The organism is Pseudotamlana agarivorans (genome assembly GCF_018860245.1).
GTDB classification, from domain to species: Bacteria; Bacteroidota; Bacteroidia; order Flavobacteriales; family Flavobacteriaceae; genus Pseudotamlana; species Pseudotamlana agarivorans_A.
The window spans coordinates 115,438-135,256 of sequence record NZ_JAHKPD010000012.1; the positions used below are offsets into that span (position 1 = coordinate 115,438).

Below are 19,819 nucleotides of genomic sequence, written 5' to 3' on the forward strand. Positions count from 1 at the left end.
AAAATAAAGTTTTTTATTTTTGCAGCCTAAATTAAAAATTTAAAATTAAAAGTTATGTCAGACATTGCATCAAGAGTAAAAGCGATTATCGTAGACAAATTAGGAGTAGATGAGAACGAAGTTGTTACTGAAGCTAGCTTCACAAACGATTTAGGAGCAGACTCTTTAGATACTGTAGAATTAATTATGGAATTCGAAAAAGAATTCGATATTCAAATACCAGACGATCAAGCTGAAAACATCGCAACAGTTGGTCAAGCTATTTCTTACATAGAAGCAGCAAAATAAGCAATAACAAGCAAAATACTTTATGGAATTAAAGCGAGTTGTAGTCACAGGATTAGGAGCTTTAACACCAATAGGCAATACCAAAGATAAATATTGGGAAGGTCTTTTGAGTGGTAAAAGTGGGGCTGCGCCTATAACGTATTATGACACTGAAAAGTTCAAAACAAAATTCGCTTGCGAATTGAAGGACTTTAACGTTACCGACTTTATAGATAGAAAAGAGGCTAGAAAAATGGACAGGTTTGCGCAATACGCTATGGTAGCTGCAGACGAAGCCATTGAAGACTCTAAATTAAATCTAGATACTGTTGATAAATTACGTGTTGGTGTGATATGGGGTGCAGGAATTGGTGGTTTAGAAACCTTTCAGAATGAAGTTTTAAACTTCGCTTCTGGAGATGGAACACCAAGATTTAACCCTTTCTTTATTCCTAAAATGATTGCTGATATTGCACCAGGAAACATCTCTATAAAACATGGTTTTATGGGGCCTAATTACACAACAGTTTCTGCTTGTGCTTCTTCAGCGAATGCTATGTTTGATGCCTTAAACTCTATACGTTTAGGACATACAGATGTAGTTGTTACAGGAGGTAGTGAAGCGGCAGTTACTATTGCTGGAATGGGTGGTTTTAATGCCATGCATGCTTTATCAACTAGAAATGAAAGCCCAGAAACAGCTTCTCGTCCATTTGATGGAACAAGAGATGGTTTTGTTTTAGGTGAAGGTGCGGGAGCACTAGTTCTAGAAGAATATGAACATGCTAAAGCAAGAGGTGCTAAAATATATGCCGAGTTTATTGGAGGAGGTTTATCTTCTGATGCGCATCATATGACAGCGCCACATCCAGATGGTATTGGTGTTATAGCAGTAATGAAAAATTGTTTGCACAACGCAGGTTTAAAACCTGAAGATGTAGACCATATTAACACACATGGTACATCTACACCACTAGGTGACGTTGCAGAGCTTAAAGCTATTTCAGAGGTTTTTGGTGATCATGCAAAATCTATAAATATCAATTCAACAAAATCAATGACAGGCCATTTATTAGGTGCTGCTGGAGCGATTGAAGCGATATCGGTTATTTTGGCTATGGAAAACGGTATTGTACCGCCTACCATTAACCATACAACTGTAGATGAGAAAATTGATCCTGAATTAAATTTAACCTTGAATAAGGCACAAAAACGCGACGTAAAAGTAGCAATGAGTAATACATTTGGATTTGGCGGTCACAATGCTTGTGTAGTATTCAAAAAGATAGATTAAATCCCGAATGCAATAAACCATAACGATAAATTAATTTTTACAGTAAAATGAAACATGGTTTATTACATCTGACATTAAAATAGTATATTAGATCTCAGATGAAAAGTATTCGCAACATATTAAATTCCCGTTTTAAACGCAACGGGAATTTTTTTATGCGATTAACTGAGATCCTTGGTGTAAAGCCTAAAGAAATTAAACATTATAGAAGAGCCTTTACGCACCGTTCTATGAACATTAAGGATGGTAAAGGGAACGCTTTTAACTACGAGCGTTTAGAGTTTCTTGGTGATGCCATGCTAAGCTCTGTAATTGCTTCACACCTATATCTTGAAGTACCAGGAGGCGATGAAGGTTACCTCACAAAAATGCGCTCTAAAATTGTAAGCAGAGAGCATTTAAACGAACTGGGTAAAGAACTTAAACTTATCGATTTAGTTGAAAGTAAAATCCCCGCAGGCCAATTTGGCGATAATATTCATGGGAATTTATTCGAAGCTTTAATTGGGGCTATTTTCTTAGATCGTGGTTATAAATATTGTGAAAAATTTATAACGAAACGCGTTATTATACCGCACGTTGATATTGAAACCTTAGAAGGCAAGGTTATAAGCTATAAGAGTTTATTAATTGAGTGGTGTCAAAAAGAAAAAAAGACCTTTAATTATAATGTTTATGACGATACTGGAAACGATGAACTGCGTCATTTTTCAGTAAAATTATCCATAGACGATAAAGTGGTAGCGAAAGCGCGAGCGACTTCAAAGAAAAAGGCAGAAGAAAAAGCTTCAAAACGTGCCTTTTTTGCATTTCAGAGCACCATGTCTAAAATGATTTAACCATTTGTTTTTATTAAGATCAAACTACAACGTTTTAGTAGTGTTTATTGTTAACAATGGGTCAATATTTTCATTTCGACATGATATAATATTATCTTTGTGAAGTTTGAATGTAAGTTATGGCTGTTCAAAAATTTGTTTTAGATGATTCTTTTGATGAAACAGCATATACCTTAATAGGTATACACTGTAGGCTTGAGGATTATAGATTGGCTTATCTTTTAAACAAGTGTTTAGGAGTTGCGCTTAAAAGAAGAGCATCTGATTTAGATTACAGTAACAGTCAAGCTAAATATTCCATTTACCAATGGGAAGATGAAAAGCAATTAATAACATGGAGCTTAGTCTCTAATATTTGTAAAATTGAGGCGATTCAAAGTAGAAAATTCGAATCGCTATTTGATACACAAGAAAAAATAATAAAAACATTTCATTTATTGCCCGAATATAAAACTGTAAATTTCCTTTTAAAAATAGAAAGTGAATTTAGCTCAAGTAAAACGAAGTATATTTTAGATAATATTTTAAAAATACCTCAAATCGCAACAGCTTACAGTATTGATTCGAGCATATTGAAATCTAAAGACAATTTAATTTTTAACTAATGGCGATAACAAAAAAAACGAAAATAGTAGCGACCCTAGGGCCAGCTACAAGTTCTAAAGAAGTTTTAAAGCGTATGCTTGAAGAAGGAGCAAACGTGTTCAGAATAAATTTTTCTCATGCCGATTATAAAGACGTTGCAGAACGTGTTCAAATGATTCGTGATTTAAATGAAGAATATGGTTTTACAGCTTCTATTCTTGCCGATTTACAAGGTCCAAAACTTCGAGTAGGGGTTATGGAAGACGATATTGTAGTTAACCCAGGTGACGAAATCACTTTTGCCACTGGTGAACGTTTTGTTGGAACTAAAGATCGTGTTTACATGACCTATAAAACGTTTCCTCAAGATGCTAAACCTGGTGAACGCGTACTTTTAGATGATGGTAAATTACTTTTTGAAGTTGTTTCTACAGATAATGAGTCTGAAGTAAAAACTAAAGTAATTCAAGGGGGACCATTAAAATCTAAAAAAGGGGTAAATCTTCCTAATACAAATATTTCTCAACCCGCTTTAACTAAAAAGGATATTGAAGATGCCATTTTTGCAATTAGCTTAAAAGTTGATTGGATTGCATTATCGTTTGTGCGTCATGCGGAAGATTTAATGCAGTTGAGTGATTTAATTGCCGAGCATACTGAAGATAAAATTCCAATTATTGCTAAAATTGAAAAGCCAGAGGCTATAGATAATATCGATAAAATTGTTGCTCATTGTGATGGTTTAATGGTGGCTCGTGGTGATTTAGGTGTGGAAATTCCTGCGGAGGAAGTGCCTCTTATCCAAAAGCAACTGGTATTACGTGCTAAAAAAGCAAGAATTCCGGTTATTATTGCAACGCAAATGATGGAAACTATGATAGATAGTTTAACACCAACGCGTGCTGAAGTAAATGACGTTGCCAACTCGGTAATGGATGGTGCTGATGCCGTAATGCTTTCTGGTGAAACGTCTGTTGGACAGTATCCCGTTGAGGTGATTAGAAAGATGTCTGACATATTGAGAAATGTTGAAAATTCAGGCTTAATTCAAGTGCCTCAATTGCCTCCTCATATTAGAACGAATCGTTATATCACAAAAGCCATTTGTTATCACGCAGCTAATATGGCCAATGAAATTAATGCAAAAGCGATTTCAACTTTAACAAATAGTGGTTACACAGCCTTTCAAATTTCTGCATGGAGACCTTCATGTCATATTCTAGTATTTACATCAAATAAGCAATTATTAACACGTTTAAGTTTACTTTGGGGTGTTCGTGCTTTTTATTATGATAAATTTGTAAGTACCGATGATACTATTGAAGATGTTAATGCTATTGCTTGCGAAGAAGGTTATTTAGATCCAGGAGATATGGTGATTAGTTTAGCGGCTATGCCTATTCAAGAGAAGGGTATGGTAAATACGTTACGTGTTACTGAAATTAAGAATAAGGCTTAATTTAAAGCTTTTATAAAATAATAAAAAAAGGTTCCGGATTTAAATCTGGAACCTTTTTTGGTTAAACTCTATAGCTGTTTTTTACCAAATAACAACACGTTCTTCTTTAGGTAAGTATAGCGAATCTCCAGGTTTAACATCAAAAGCCTCATACCATGCATCTACATTACGCACAATACCATTCACTCTAAATTTCCCAGGGCTATGGTTATCGGTAGCGGCGGCCTGTCTTGAATAAGCTTCGGTTGAAATCCAACTCCATAACTGCCCATTGGCAAGAAAAAAGCGTTGGTCTCCAGTAAAACCATCAATTACAGGTGCTTCTCCACCTTGGTGTTCGTTCACGTAAGCGCGATATGCGCGGTGTGCGATGGTTACACCACCTAAATCCCCTATATTTTCGCCCAGTGTTAATTTACCATTTACATGTACACCAGGAAGCGGTTCATATTGGTTGTATTGTTGTACCAATGCATTAGCGCGGTTTTCAAAATCTAATCTGGATGTTTTTGTCCACCAGTTTCGTAGTAAACCATTCGCATCCGATTTACTTCCTTTGTCATCAAATCCGTGACCAACTTCATGACCAACTATAGAAAGAATCCCTCCAAAATTAGCGGCAGCATCTGCATTAGGGTCAAAATTTGGCGGTTGTAAGATGCCTATAGGTATCACTACATCATTCATTTCAGCTTGGTAATATGCATTTACAATTTGTGGGGGCATAAGCCATTCCCACTCTCTTTTCGGTTCCGTAAGTTTACTTACATCATCTTTAATTTGCTATGCTGTAATTTTTCTAAGGTTACCTACATAATCTTTAGCATCAAATTCTAAAACAGAGAGATCTCCTGTTTTTTCAGGCCTACCAATTTTCCAATTAATGTTATTAAATTTATTTATAGCTTCTTTTTTGGTTTCTTCATCCATCCAAGGGTTTTCTGTTAAGCTTTTCAAAATTGCTTTGTGCATATAACTGATGTACAACTTGGCTTGTTTTTCAATTTCAGGAGTATAGTACTTATCTGCGTAAAGTTCACCCAATTGCCATTTTAAAACTTCGTTAGATATGCCTTTCGCGCGTGTTTCTAGAGGTCTTTGATTTGCAATACCTACTAATGTTTTTTTGTAAAACTCGAAATCTGCATGATCAAATTCATCAGAAAGTGCAGATGCTGCCGATTTTATAAAGTAAAAGGTAATTAAAGATTTTACATCTTCTAATTTAGTTTGTCCTAAAATTTCAGATACCCCTTGAATAGCGGTATCCGTATGTACTATAATTTCTTTATAACCATCTTTTCCTTTAGTATCCCAATAGGCTTGCCAATCGATACCTGGTGCATAATTTTTAAGTTCATCGGCAGTCATTAAGTGGTACATTTTGTTGGGATTACGTTTTTGTGTAGCCGTCCAATATACCTTTGCAAGATTGGTTTCTAAATCGAGTATGGATTGTGCACGTTGTGTTGGTTTGTCTATACCAGATAATGTAAAATAGGTTTCAATTAATTTTAGATATTTTTCTCTTATAGTTTTATTTCGTGGGGTGTCATCTAAATAATATTCGATACCACCCATACCTAAGTCTCTTTGCCCAATAGTAGGTAAATATCTTTTCGTGTTCTTAGCATCTAAGAAAATATACTCATCCCACAGTTTAGGAATTAAAGGAAGTCCCATAAAGCCATATAACTCAGAAAAAGTGGTTGCAGATAAAATTTTATCAATTTCTGGTTGGATTGGTTTTACGCCCAATTGATTTCTAGTTAAAGTATCAACATAGCTTTTGTAAAACGCCTGAATTTGTCCTTTAGAAGAGTTTTTTGGATGCGCCTCTTCCTTTAAAACTTCTTGAAGAATGTCACCTATTTGATCCTCAGTTCTAAATGTGATTTCAATCATGTTCCCATTAAAAGGCGTGCCTGGATACATCTCGGCTGTTTTTAGCCATTCGCCATTGGCATATTCAAAAAAGTTATCGCCAGGTTTTACTGTGGTGTCCATGTTTTCAATAACTAAACCAACTGGTCTTACTTCTGGTGGCTTTTCATTGTTCTTACAGCCAAGGATTAATAGGCCAATGGCAACAAGGGAAAGGAGTTTTTTCATTTTAGTTGGTGTAAATTCGTATAAAAACATGAAGTTCAATGTACGAATTATAATTCACTGTAGAGAAATCTTCTTGAAACAAAAAAGAGGCTGCCATTATAACAACCTCTTTAAATTTAAACTTTATGTTTATGGTTTTTAGAACGTACCAATATAGTGACTGCCTTCTACATTCACGAGTTCAGCACCTTTTGTTACTTCTCCAGTTTCAGTTTCTATAGCATAGATGTTTCCGTTTTTACCAACTGGGGCTTGAGTTACGAAAATTTCAGTACCGTCAACTGCAAAACCTTGGTATTGGAATAAGTAGAAATCTGGTTCGTAAGGAATAGCATCAATTTTAGTAGCCGTTTGAGCGTTTAAATCGATTAGTGCAAAGAAACCTTGTGCACCAGCGGCACCTTCAACAGAACCAGCGTGACGGTATGCTAAAACACCTTTTCCATTTGCAGCAGGACGCCAAGCTAAGATATAAGCATCTTGTACACCTAAAGCTTCGTCTAAATTGAAATCATAAGAATCGTCATATTGGTTGTTTGCTCCAATTTTTAAGATGCGAGAACCTTCAGGGTCATTTTGGTTGGCTTGGTACACACTACCATTGTATTCAAAAGCATTGATACTACGGTAACCGTTTGTATCACCATAACCTACACTTGAAGCAATAACTGTTGGGTTTAATAAAGAAGGGTAATCTAAAACAATGGTTTGCGAACCTAATCTTTCAAAATCACTTTCTCTTTCCGTGGTTGCAGGATCTACTTTTCTAATACTTGCACCAATGTATAATTTATCACCAGCAGCGTTTAAAGTAGGCATATCAATTCTACCAATATAATAACCTTGAGCTTCTAATTCTGGACTTAAAGCAATATTATGCTCTTCAAAGTTGTTTATTGTAGAATTTACAAGGTCTAAAGTCACCACACCAATAGTAGCATCTGTACGGAAATACGTGTCATCTAAAAGATCATTAGGCGTACCGTTGTCGTCAACTTCATTTACAGTACTTACATAAACAGCCGCGCCCGTGTTATCACCATCAAATAATTTAATCCATCTTGGTGCTGTACCCACGTACTCGGCAATACTTACACCAGTACCTGTTTGTACGAAATTTTGGCCACCATTTACTGTGTATTTTGAGTAATTTCCACCGGTATCTCCAGCATAACTGATGTTAAAGATAGTACTACCATCTTCAGAAGCTTGTAAACGTGCTGTTCTGTTTGACGGTACGATAAACCCATTATCAAAAGGCTCGATAGAAACACTAGGGGCTTTAGCATCGTCACTACTAATAGAGTAGATTAAAGTACCACCATTACCATCACCAGGGTTATCACCCATTCTAGCGGCAGCCACGGTAATCCAACGGCTTGAGTCTTCTTTTTCTTCTTCTATAACTGGGCTATCTGGATCATCACTACAACTTACGGTAAGCAATAGAGCTGTACAGGCAAGACTTAGAGTTTTGAGGTTTAAAAAACGATTTTTCATTGTTGTTTGTATTAGAATTTATTTATAAAATAATTAAGTTTTAAGTAAAAAGCGCGCCCCGGTTTTTGAATAGAAAGGTTGTCATATACCGGTTTGTCGAATATGTTTTTGATATCGAAACTCATTACCACCTTTTCATTAGGGAAGCTGTAACTGAGTCCGAAATCTTGAGCCAATTGTTCAGGAACCTTAAAAAAGTCATCACCAACGGTATTAGAACCTTGAGGCACGATATAGGAGAATTCCCCAGTGTAGTAGAGGTTGTAATATAAGTTTAGACGTGTGTTTTTCTGAAAAAGGTCAGAAAACCCATAGCTCAATCCAGCATTCATGGTATCAAAAGGGGTGTTAGGGACATCGATTTCCACACCACGGTTCACTATTTTTAACTCAAATTGTGAGATATTGAAATTGAATTTGAAATTATTGTTATAGCTGTAATCCAATGAAGCTTCATACCCTTTAGAGGTTCCGCTTCCTTGGTTTTCGTAAAAAATCGTTTCGTCATTTACATTTAAAGACGTTTCTATAGGTAAACCAATGCGGTCTTTAATGTTTCTAGTGAAGAGGTTTGTAGAAATAGTGAACGCATGTTTTTTAATTCTGAAGGCACCAAATCTAAAACCAAGATTAAAGTTCTCACTACTTTCTGGGTTGATGCTTGGGTTTGCAATCACGTTATCACCATCGTTTCCAAATACTTCAATTTCATCCGGGAGCCTCACTGCTTTTTCAGCTGAAGTTAAAATACTAATGGTAGGCGTAAGCGCGTATGAAATGGCAAAACCATAACCTTCATCTTTGTTGTTAGCCGAAGTGACATCATCTTCAAGTTGACCGGTACTGCTATTGATGAAAGGGTCAATATTCACGGTTTTTTGCTGATAGTATTTTCCGAAAAGATTCGCTTTCAATTTGTTGTTGAAAGCATTTAATTCATAAGTCAGCGATAATATATTTTTATCTAAATCACGAGTTCCCACGAAAGTGTTTTCTAAAAGCGATTTCAGTGCGTCGCTATCTTCACGATCAATGCCGCTATAGAAGTGATTAAACACAAATTTATGATGCCTGTTAATGCCATAGGATACACCAGTTCTTATGGAGGCTACGTTTCTTTTTATGGTTGCTAATGTTGGTCCGCCTTCCTGTTGCGAGCCCCAAGAATAATCATATTCATCACCTTTGAAATCTATGGCGGGTTCTCCCGTCCAACTATAGGCTTTGGCTACGGTATCGTTGACATTACGGTTTCTTTTTCCGAACGCACCATTGATGTTAACATCCAGTCCTTTTGTGAAAAGATCTTTCTTTTGATAGGTCAGATTGGCTAGAAGGGCATCCGATTCTAAAAAACGATCTTTATACGGTGTAGTCGTCATAAAGGTACCGTGCTGTACTTCTTTAAAATCATCAGAGCCTGTGACGCCTATAAAAAATTGATCGGCCCATTTTACATTGGTATAACCTACTTGAAACATGCCGCCGGTTGAGCGGTACGCATCATTAAAACGTCGTGCGACTATTGGTGTTTGTACACCACCTAAACCTTTATCTACAACACTACGGCCCCAGACTTTGTAATTGTTATCTGAATAATTATTAAAAATGGATGCTTTTACGGTAAATCCGGAATCGTCAAAACGATACAAACCATTAACACTGGCTTGGATGGTGTTAAATGATCCGAAAGACACAGAAGCATTAAAGTTTGATTTTGTGCCTTTATGCATGACAATATTAATGGCACCACCAAGTGCGTCATCAGCCAAATAACCTGGAACAACACCCTTGTAAACTTCTATACGTTTAATCATCGATGTTGGAATACTGTTTACACTAAAGGAAGAACCATAAATTGAAATAGGAATGCCATCAATAAATATGCGTACAGCACTACCCGATAAACCGTTTAAACTAAACTGGGCTTGAGATCCTAAACCACCATTCTGACGAATTTTTACACCAACGGTGGTGTTTAATAGCTCAGTGGTTTGAATATTTCGTTGACTCACTTCTTTGGTTTCAATCACATTTACAGCAAAACCTTCATCTTCAATTTTCTCTTTTTGGGTTTTTGTACGTAAGTGAACTTCATCTAAATCTTGAAATTCTGTGATTTCTAAAACGTATTTTAAGGTTTGTTCAACAGCATTTATTTCGGCTTCTATAGTGTGCGGTTTGGCTTCTAAAGAATGGGTTTCTATGGTGTATGTTCCGTAAGGCAGGTTTTTAAAAGCAAATTCACCATCAATACCCGATGAGGTCATACGTTCAATATTGCCACCTCTTAAAACCACTTGTGCTCCAAGTACAGGCTCGTCATTATTAAATGCGATTTCACCGTATAAGTGACCATTCTGGCTATAGCCAAATAGACTAAATAATAAGAGGAATATTGATGTTAAATATGTTTTCAAAACAGACGTTATAAAAATTTTAACAAAAGTATGTTTATTTAGACTAATTACAAATAAGGGTTTTATTTTTGAGTATATTTTATTTTTAGGCTAAAATTTGAAAAAAGTGCTAAGAATTGAGGCCTTAAATTAGAATTATTCTAAATACTATTTAGATTTATTATTAATAGTGTTTTTAGGAATGTTAAAATTTCAGCTCGGAATTGGATGAAATTTGGAGGATTATGTTAGAAAAGGGACCGTTTGATAATTAATAGTGAAAAATTTTATAATGACGGAAGACGGGGACTAAATTTGAAGTTAAATATTAGAGGTTTGAAGTTTCAGGTTTCAAGTTGAGTCGTCGTTCCTGAAGAAAGTTGTATTTCCTTCTTGTAATAAGTTTCAGTTTATAGTTAAACAGTTTATATGGCAAACCAATAATCAATATTAAATCTCTGCGAAATCTTCTGTGTATTTCCGTGTTATAACCCCCAAGAGTAGGCTTCCAAAAACTAATAACCAATAACTACCAACCAGTAACCAACATAATTTCTCGCTAAGACGCTAAGTCGCCAAGCTATAGCGCGCAAAAATTAGTGGAATTAGTGAAATTGGTGTCAAAAAAAATCTCTGTGAGCCTCTGCGAAATCTTCTGTGTATCTCCGTGTCATAACCCCTCAAGAGTAAGCTACTAAAAACCAATAACCACAAACCAACAACTAATAAAAAAACAGTGTCTAATAGTTTTAAGTTTCAGGTTAGTCGTCGTTCCTTAAGAAGGTTGTATTTCTTTCTTGTAATAAGTTTCAGCTTATAGTTAAACAGTTTATATGGCAAACCAATAATCATTATTAAATCTCTGTGAGCCTCTGCGAAATCCTCTGTGTATCTCCGTGTAACAACCTGTCAAGAGTAAGTCTCCAAAAACTAATAACCAATAACTAGCAACCAGTAACCAACATAATTTCTCGCTAAGACGCTAAGTCGCCAAGCTATAGCGCGCAAAAATTAGTGGTAATTAGTGAAATTGGTGTCAAAAAAAATCTCTGTGAACCTCTGCGAAATCCTCTGTGTATCTCCGTGTCATAACCCCTCAAGAGTAAGCTACTAAAAACCAATAACCACAAACCAACAACTAATAAAAAAACAGTGTCTAATAGTTTAAAGTTTAAAGTTTCAGGATAGTCGTCGTTTCTGAAGAAAGTTGTATTTCCTTCTTGTAATAAGTTTCAGTTTATAGTTAAACAGTTTATATGGCAAACCAATAATCAATATTAAATCTCTGTGAGCCTCTGCGAAATCCTCTGTGTATCTCCGTGTAACAACTTCTCAAGAGTAAGTCTCCAAAAACCATCAAAAATCAATTTTCAATTGTACGCTCAAGCTTTTTTTCTCTGGAGCTTTTTTGGTTTCAGTATTTAAGTTTGAGATGGAAATACCTAAAAGCCGAACCGAATTATTTAATTTCTCCTGATATAATAAAGATTTTGCGGTTTCTAGAATAATGTCTTTATCGTTAATATAATAAGGCAAGGTTTTGCTTCTAGTTTGTAAAGTGAAATCGCTGTATTTAATTTTTAGAGTAATCGTTTTTCCGGCAACTTTATTTTTTGAAAGTCTTCGCGATACTTCCTCAGAAATGTGGTCTAGTTTTTCAAGCATAAACACTTCCGAAGATAAATTTTTACTAAAAGTCCGTTCGGCGGCTAAACTTTTTCTGATGCGATTTGGTTTCACCTGGCTGGTATGAATACCTCTAACCACATGATAATAGTAACGCCCCGATTTCCCGAAGTGAGTTTCTAAATATTCAAGCGATTTGTTTTTTAAATCCAATCCCGTAAAAATGCCTTTTTGATACATTTTTTCGGCAGTGACTTTCCCTACGCCATAAAATTTTCGAATGTCTAATACTTCTAAAAAAGAAAGGACTTCTTCTGGGTTAACCGTTTTTTGTCCGTTAGGCTTATTATAATCGCTCGCGACTTTTGCTATAAATTTATTGATTGAAATACCTGCTGAAGCTGTTAAACCCACTTCTTGAAAAATACGTTCACGAATTTCTTCAGCAATTAAAGAAGCACTGGGGTTGCCTTTTTTGTTTTGGGTGACATCTAAATAGGCTTCATCTAGGGATAGCGGTTCTACCAAATCGGTGTAGTCTAAAAAAATGCTTCTAATCTTTTTTGAAATTTCAGTATAGCGTTCAAAATTGGTTTTTACGAAAATAAGTTCCGGACAAAGTTTCGCAGCTAAATTTCCAGACATGGCACTTTTAACACCAAATTTTCGGGCTTCATAGCTGGCGGCGCTAATGACGCCTCGGTTTCCCGAACCACCAACGGCTATAGCTTTACCTTTTAATTCTGGGTGATCCAATTGTGCGACCGATGCGTAAAAAGCATCCATATCGACATGAATTATTTTTCTTATTGGTAAATCGGATAACATACTGTAAATTTATGAATTCCTGAGCAGTCATGAATTGTATGACTTCAGAATTAAAAAAAAATGAAGGTTGGTGGCTTGTAGCGTGCTTTTAAAATTAAAAGTGTTTGGTGGCTCATCTTTAATAGAATTAATAGTAAAGCAAGCTTTTTTAAGCAGAAGTAGGAAATATGATAGAAATTGAACGTAAGTTTTTAGTGCATTCTGAAGCTTTTAAAAATGAGGCTTTTAAGCAAACTAGAATTTGCCAAGGGTATTTAAATTCTAATAAAGAGCGTGCTGTGCGTATTCGTATTAAGGGCAATTTAGGTTTTATTACAGTTAAAGGGCCGTCGTCGTCATCTGGTTTATCTCGTTTTGAATGGGAAAGAGAAATAGCTCAAGATGAAGCGCTAGCACTTTTAAAGCTTTGTGAAGAAACTGTAATTGATAAGATACGTTATGAAGTGCAGGTTGGTGAACATATTTTTGAAGTTGATGAGTTTTTTGGAGATAATCAAGGATTAATTGTTGCTGAAGTTGAGCTAAAAAGCGAAATTGAAACGTATATAAAACCCGATTGGGTAGCTAAAGAGGTTACCGGAGACGTAAAATATTATAATTCCCAATTAAGTAAAAACCCGTTTAAATTATGGAAATAATAAAAAAAATAGCCCCCGTTTTTTTAATCATGTTGTCTGTTTTCGCTTGTCATGATGAGGCGGAAAAAGCACCAGAGCCTATAGTGCTAACTCCAGAAGAAATTGCTGTAAATAGAGTAAAAGATTCTTTGTATACCGTCTATATTAACGAAGCGGCTTCGAAAAAAACACAGCAAGAAATTAAAGAAGCCCTTAAAAAGAAGGGGTATAAAACTTTCGATTTTGTGGATGAAAAAACTCAAGACACTATTTTAATGCAGCAATATTTTATAGCATTTTTAAAGTCTGGTGCTATTCGCGGGCAAAATGAAGAGGAAGCTGCCGAACTTCAAGAACAACATTTAGAATATCTTGGGAAATTATATAACGAAGGTCATGCCGATATTTCAGGACCTTTTGGTGATGAGAGCGATTTTAGAGGTATTACCATTTATAATGTACCAACAAAAAAAATGGCAGAACGTTTAGCAAATGACGATCCTATGGTGAAAGCAAACCGTTTAGAAGTTGAGGTACACCCTTGGTGGGCGGCTAAAGGCTACCATTTGAGATAATGCGAAAATTTATTAGAGGTTCATACCGCATCTTAAATGTAATTATCATTATTGCACTATTGATGTTGCATTTTATTATCAAAGACAGGACTTACGAGCTGTCTTTGTTGTTTTATCCTTTACCGTTACCCGTAATTATCTTAATTGTGTTAGGACTTTCTATTTTTCTTGGGAAGTGGCGTAAGTACAATTTATTTTTAGCTGGATTATTGCTTGTTATTTGGTTGGGACGCAGTTTTAGATTTAGCATCGCTGAACCCATTAAAGATTCTGATATTGAAATTGTGTTTTGGAATACTTCAAGAGTTCATAAATTTAAAGATGCCATTACTCAATATGGTGATTTTCCTGATGTCATGGTACTTGCCGAAGCCAGTGATACCGATTTTAAGGATTTACAGAAAAAATATCCCGATTATAGTTTTTATAAATCGACAAGAGAGCTTTCTATTTTCTCTAAGCACCCCATGAAAATCATTTCAGATGTGACGTCTAATTACCATACCTCTGTAGTTCATTTTGAAACGTGTAACCTGCATTTTTATGCTGTAGATGTTACAGGAAGTAGAGATGTGCCACGACATTGGGAGTTAGATTATGTGGATGCCCATTTAGAATTTCAAGAGCGAACCATTGTTTTGGGCGATTTTAATTTGCCTTATGAATCGGTTTATTTTGAAGTGATTAGAGCGCAATTTAACCATTGGTTTTCTTCAAAAGGCAATGGTTTTAGAGAAACCTGGCCATGGGAATTGCCTTTATTGTCTTTGGATCATATATGGGTGTCTAAAGATCTTGAGATTTTAGATTCAAAAAAAATAAACTCGTTAGAATCGGATCATGAAATGATAAAGACCGTTGTTTTGAGGGAATAATTCAGCAATTAAAAATGAAAAGTTAATAATGAAAAATTTCACGTATTGTCAGTGGTCTTCCATCTTCGATCAAGGTTTTCATCTAAACATGTCATGTGAAAAGATTCTTCAGTCGTACCTCCTTCTGAATGACAAGACATAAATAAACAATTCCTAACTATCACCCATGGTTACACGATTAAACGTATCAACAATTCCAATAATCAATAATCAATAAAAAATAAACAATTCCACTGATGCTAGCTTCTCGACTCCGCTCGAAGACCGTTAATATATATGATTCCTACCGGTGTTCGAGCGGAGTCGAGAACAGTTAAACAATCAATTAATTAAAAATAAAACGTGAACCGTCACACGTAAACCAATTAATCAATAATCAATTCTTAGTCGTACAGCCCCGATTAAACACATAAACGCTTAAACAAATAAACAGCTACTCCGCCACAATCACTTTCTTAGACAGCTCGATATTTTCTGTTTGCACGGAAAACACATACAAACCAGTGGCTAAATGTGTTGGGATTTCCAAGCGGTTTTCGGAGGTATTTAATTGTTTACTATATACCATTTGCCCCAAGGTATTCACAGCAGTTAAGCTTTTTAAAGTGGTGTTTTTGGGGTTGTTAATAATAAGGCTTGTGTTTTGTTTGTTGTAAAACAGTTTTACCCCAAGTTTGTTGCTTTCTTCTTCTATGTTTAAAGTTTGATCGGAAAAAGCAAGTGCAAAACGCCCTATCGTTTCTCCTTTACTAACAGTGGCATCGTAAGGGGCCTGTTTGAGGTCGTGGTAGGTGTCAAAATCCTTTAAATACACGTTATAATTTTGCGCATCGTTTTGTAGGGAATCAATGCTAAAGGTCACAATACCACCGTTATCACTGGCTTTTTCTCTGGTTTTAACGATAAGAGGTAAAATGGTGGATGCCTCGATGGTATCAATCCCTTGAATCACGTATTTATCGTTTTCTATTTCCCAAGACATATCTTCTGGGAGGTCTTCGATGAGTTTGGCATCATAACCCCAATCCACATTTTGGGTGGCACTGGTGTCTACAGTTGTGAGTAACTGCCTTTGATAACCTAGGGGAGAGCTGTATTTTAACCTAATTTTTGGTCGGGTATCGCCCGTTTTTACGTTGGTGGTTTTTGAAGTTTTGGTATTGGTTTCTTTTATAAACACCGATTCGGTGCCTTCTGTTTTAAAAATACGTTGTGAGTTTTGAAATGTTATTATATTAGTATTTCTAGCTTCTACAAAAAAGCCTTGTGCTACTGGAATGTATTGCTTAGGTAATTTAGTAGATATTACATTTGCAATAGGAGGTATCGCGCTTGGTGCTGTTACGTGTGGTGCGGCTCCAGATAAATTATAGGTACCATAACTACCTTCGTAATCGGCTAAAAAGTGTGAACCACCACCAACATGCTCCCAATAATATAAACTCCCTGTGATGACACCTTGGTTGTCACTAATAAATAAATTGGCATCTATGGCAGAAGGATAAGGGTTTCCTATTAAATATTCGTTTCCTGAGAATATACCTAATTCTAAGGAGCCATTGTTAGGTATTCCTTCAAACACATAATTTATTTCTGTACCAATTGGCCCTGATCCTGGACCCTTCATGGTAAAACCTTCACCTGCATTTATGGTTCCAGTGCTTAATACGCGATTCCACTTCCAATAATTATTAGCAACATTATTATATACGTTTATCCAATATTCGGCAATTTTTACAGGTGTAGAGGAGTCATCTCCATCATAACCGCTAACAAAATCTATTGGCACCGTAGGGTCTGAACCATTATTGTCATTTTTTAAAACATCCTTAACCGTATAGGTAAATGGTGCCCCAGAGCTAGAGTGTACTGGCGACGACCAATAATTATAACTGTATTTGTTAACCGTGCCCTGCTGGTCGCGTTGTAAGTATCCCTCACCATCTTCTTCTAATTTACTGTCTTGGGTTTGTATAAGTTGCGATTCACCTTGTAAATCAATTAAAGCTTTAGTGCCTGTAGTGCCTTTAGTACCTATATCGAGATACCATGAGTTGTTTAAAGCAACGTCTGGTTGTACTTCGAGGGAAGCGTCGTTGTTTATAAGTAAACCTATAGTGTTTTGTTCTTGAGAAGTGGTGACGTGATTTTTAATTCGTACAATAGGGTAATTATTTGGTGCATTACCCCAAATATCCCAAACATCACCATGTAGCCAAGTTGTTTCTATATTCCAATCACCGTCGTTTACCGTTTCAAAAGGCATAGGCGCCGTTTGAAAATAAATTTCTTTGACATTGTAAATGGTGGCATCAACACCCGAGGTAGATAAATCTATTAACTGATCGTCTGTATATGTGTCCATTTTGTAATAACGGATTAAGCTGGTTGATAGCGATGGGTTAATTTCTCTAGGAATAATTTTACCAACTGTAAAATTATTATTTTCATCCAATTCTTGACACATCATATGCTGGATGTCTGTTGGGGTTAGGGTTTCGTTAAACACGCGAACCTCATCTATTTGGCCTTTAAAAAAAGCACTACCAGTTGGAGTCTTACCAATACGGAAATTTATTCCAGTACCATTTATCAATGGACTACCTGATAATGTGTCTTTGTTTTCTCCGTTTATATAAATACCATAATCACCACTAGAATAAGCACAAGCAATGTTTACCCATTTTCCCTGAATTATGGGAGCACTTAAAATTTCTGCCGAGTTTACAACTAACTTCACATCACCCGAAGAATATACTAAACTAATATTTTCTTGTCCCATAATTTCTTGTGTATTAAATCCAGATGCATCGATATTAACCCAACACATCATTGTACCGTTAGAAGCATTGTTTAAAAATTCAGGCGTTTCCACATAATCATTACGCCCATCAAAGTACAGGCTGTAGCTGCCGTCTATAGCTCTTGGGGAGCCGTGAGCGCCTGTATCGCTGTCTAAACCGTCCATGATGCCGTCTTGATCGGCGTCGGTTGAACCGTCTATAACGCCGTTATTATCACCATCTAAGTTGGGGTATAGATGGTCAATGGCTAAAATATCATAATCAGCACCATTAGATTTTATATTTAGATAATCGGGGATTCCGCTGGTAGTTTTAATAGGATCATCGTAGCCGTTTAACCCAAAACCATCTAGGGTATCCATAGTATCGAGTACCCCATCGCCATCGGTGTCTGGGCCATCGCCTAGGCCGTTTCCAGTGACGTCTATATCGCCTAAGCCATCGTATTCGAGGGTGTCAAAAATACCATCGTTATCGGAGTCTAGGTCGAGGTAGTTTGGTGTGCCGTCGTTATCGGAGTCTAAGGCATCATCAATATCACCTATATTAGATTCATAATTGTCATGCATGCCGTTGTTGTCTGTATCTACCCAACCAGTGCCATATAAGGTACCATCTTTATCGCTATCATCTCCACTAAAGCTTAATTCTACCACATTAGGAATACCATCGTTATCATCATCAATATCATGGGTATCTGGTATGTTATCGCCGTCGGAATCACAGAACAGTTGGGTGACACGAATATCATCTATGGCAAAATCGTTTCCAGAGCCTTCATCTGTTATATCAACTAATCTCACTTTTATAGCAGTAATTGTGCCTCCTGTGATGGTGTTCTCAGTGTGTGTCCAAAAGTCTGGACCGAAAGGGGTGCTATGCGTGGGGTTTCTAGGTAATGGAATGGATGTGGCTGAACCTATAGATTGTGGGTTAGCAGGATCTGTTACATCAAAAAGTTCCATAGAAACTTGAGGATCGTACCGTGTATTGGAATAAGTACTAGGGTCTTTCACATCGAGATTTACGGCGTAAAAACTAAAATAGATGTCTTTACCAGGTGTAAGTCCATTGATAGTGGCTTCGTAAACCACATATGGACCACTGTTGTTACTTACTTGGTTGTTGTTATTACCATTAAATATAGCCATGCGTCCTACTGTGGAAGGATCGTCGTCAGTATGGTCTACAGCGGCGCCCCAATCACCGCTAGCCCAAGTAGCAAGAGCATTATCAGAAGCGTCGTGGTAAACGGCGTATTCTAAAGTTTCCAAATCATCACCACCACTACCATCTTCATAGGTGTATTCGGTTGTAGCACCTGGAAAGTTTTCATTGATACGCGCACGATTGGTACCCGTGCCAAAATCTTCATTAAGCATAACGACTTCAGCTGTGCCATGTGATCTGTTTTCACAAATATCGTCTTCTACGTCATCGGCAATACCATCGTTGTCATCGTCAATATCAAGATTGTCGGAAACACCATCGCCATCGGTGTCGGGATATACGCTGCCGCTGTTACCACCTCCACCGGAGATTTGAAAGGTGTAAGTTGTTCCGGTGTTGGTACCTACATCGCTGCCATTTGATACCTCATGCCAAGTATATTCAAATGTGACTGTTGCGGTAGCCGGACCAGAACCATCATAGGTTATTTCAAAGGTGTCAGTTTGTCCTGAAGTTAATTTATCATCAGAGTCTTTCAAGTTTTCGGTAATTGAAAATTGAGGATCTCCCGTAATTGTAATAGGCTGCATGTCGCCTATTTCGCGCTCTGAGTTACCTGTAAGGTCGTCTCTAGTGATGATAAAGGTTTTTGTTCCTGCACTATTCCCAAAATCGGTGCCATAAGTTATGCTCGCCGGTGGGTTGTTGTCTGGGATTAAAGGGCCTCTTGTACCACTGACTTCGTTATATATCCTAGCCTTCCCATCTTGCGCAAAAAGCAAAATGGGCGCAGATAGAAAAAGAACGAGGAGAAGGAGGTGTTTACTAATGAGGGAGTAATGTTTTAGCATACATTTTTGTTTTTAGTC

At 36.6% G+C, this 19,819-nt stretch carries 14 protein-coding genes; 8 read left to right on the top strand and 6 right to left on the bottom strand.

The window, feature by feature from the left end; translation table 11 throughout:
• Nucleotides 1–54 precede the first annotated feature (54 nt).
• From KO493_RS07010 to pyk, 5 genes are all read left to right on the top strand, one after another.
• Nucleotides 55–288: an acyl carrier protein gene (locus KO493_RS07010; protein ID WP_007647141.1), complete on the top strand. Its 234-nt coding sequence runs from the start codon at nucleotides 55–57 to the stop codon at nucleotides 286–288.
• Nucleotides 289–310: 22 nt separating this feature from the next.
• Nucleotides 311–1,561: a beta-ketoacyl-ACP synthase II gene (gene fabF, locus KO493_RS07015; protein ID WP_216067232.1), complete on the top strand. Its 1,251-nt coding sequence runs from the start codon at nucleotides 311–313 to the stop codon at nucleotides 1,559–1,561.
• A 98-nt stretch (nucleotides 1,562–1,659) separates the two neighbouring features.
• Complete coding sequence (gene rnc / locus KO493_RS07020; protein ID WP_216067233.1) at nucleotides 1,660–2,400, top strand: ribonuclease III; 741 nt, start codon at nucleotides 1,660–1,662, stop codon at nucleotides 2,398–2,400.
• A gap of 119 nt (nucleotides 2,401–2,519) precedes the next feature.
• Entirely contained in the window at nucleotides 2,520–3,005 is a 486-nt protein-coding gene (locus KO493_RS07025) for an IPExxxVDY family protein (protein WP_216067234.1), read from the top strand.
• Complete coding sequence (pyk, locus tag KO493_RS07030; RefSeq protein ID WP_216067235.1) at nucleotides 3,005–4,444, top strand: pyruvate kinase; 1,440 nt, start codon at nucleotides 3,005–3,007, stop codon at nucleotides 4,442–4,444. The genes KO493_RS07025 and pyk overlap by 1 nt, the downstream gene beginning before the upstream one ends.
• An 81-nt stretch (nucleotides 4,445–4,525) precedes the next feature.
• Here pyk and KO493_RS07035 read toward each other — a convergent pair whose 3' ends face one another.
• From KO493_RS07035 to dinB, 5 genes are all read right to left on the bottom strand, one after another.
• Nucleotides 4,526–5,170, bottom strand: a complete 645-nt coding sequence (locus tag KO493_RS07035) for a M13-type metalloendopeptidase (protein WP_216067236.1) — start codon at nucleotides 5,168–5,170, stop codon at nucleotides 4,526–4,528.
• A 57-nt stretch (nucleotides 5,171–5,227) separates the two neighbouring features.
• Complete coding sequence (locus KO493_RS07040) at nucleotides 5,228–6,556, bottom strand: M13 family metallopeptidase (RefSeq protein ID WP_216067237.1); 1,329 nt, start codon at nucleotides 6,554–6,556, stop codon at nucleotides 5,228–5,230.
• A gap of 138 nt (nucleotides 6,557–6,694) precedes the next feature.
• The gene (locus tag KO493_RS07045) at nucleotides 6,695–8,056 is read right to left on the bottom strand and encodes a hypothetical protein (RefSeq protein WP_216067238.1); all 1,362 of its coding nucleotides are present in this window, start codon (nucleotides 8,054–8,056) and stop codon (nucleotides 6,695–6,697) included.
• Between the two features lie 11 nt (nucleotides 8,057–8,067).
• A complete protein-coding gene (locus KO493_RS07050) occupies nucleotides 8,068–10,476 on the bottom strand; it encodes a TonB-dependent receptor (protein WP_216067239.1) in 2,409 nt (802 codons plus the stop codon).
• A gap of 1,335 nt (nucleotides 10,477–11,811) precedes the next feature.
• A complete protein-coding gene (gene dinB / locus KO493_RS07055; RefSeq protein ID WP_216067240.1) occupies nucleotides 11,812–12,909 on the bottom strand; it encodes a DNA polymerase IV in 1,098 nt (365 codons plus the stop codon).
• Nucleotides 12,910–13,076: 167 nt separating this feature from the next.
• Here dinB and KO493_RS07060 point away from each other — a divergent pair, with 167 nt between their 5' ends.
• From KO493_RS07060 to KO493_RS07070, 3 genes are read left to right on the top strand one after another with little or no spacing between them, the layout of a single operon-like run.
• Complete coding sequence (locus KO493_RS07060; protein ID WP_216067241.1) at nucleotides 13,077–13,547, top strand: CYTH domain-containing protein; 471 nt, start codon at nucleotides 13,077–13,079, stop codon at nucleotides 13,545–13,547.
• Nucleotides 13,538–14,101: a YciI family protein gene (locus tag KO493_RS07065; protein WP_252723176.1), complete on the top strand. Its 564-nt coding sequence runs from the start codon at nucleotides 13,538–13,540 to the stop codon at nucleotides 14,099–14,101. The genes KO493_RS07060 and KO493_RS07065 overlap by 10 nt, the downstream gene beginning before the upstream one ends.
• Complete coding sequence (locus KO493_RS07070) at nucleotides 14,101–14,976, top strand: endonuclease/exonuclease/phosphatase family protein (RefSeq protein WP_216067242.1); 876 nt, start codon at nucleotides 14,101–14,103, stop codon at nucleotides 14,974–14,976. The genes KO493_RS07065 and KO493_RS07070 overlap by 1 nt, the downstream gene beginning before the upstream one ends.
• Nucleotides 14,977–15,409: 433 nt before the next feature.
• On the opposite strand, the gene KO493_RS07075 is transcribed toward KO493_RS07070, so the two are convergent.
• Nucleotides 15,410–19,801 carry a LamG-like jellyroll fold domain-containing protein gene (locus KO493_RS07075; protein WP_216067243.1) on the bottom strand — a complete coding sequence of 1,464 codons (4,392 nt, stop codon included), beginning with the start codon at nucleotides 19,799–19,801 and terminating at the stop codon, nucleotides 15,410–15,412.
• Between the last annotated feature and the right edge of the window lie 18 nt (nucleotides 19,802–19,819).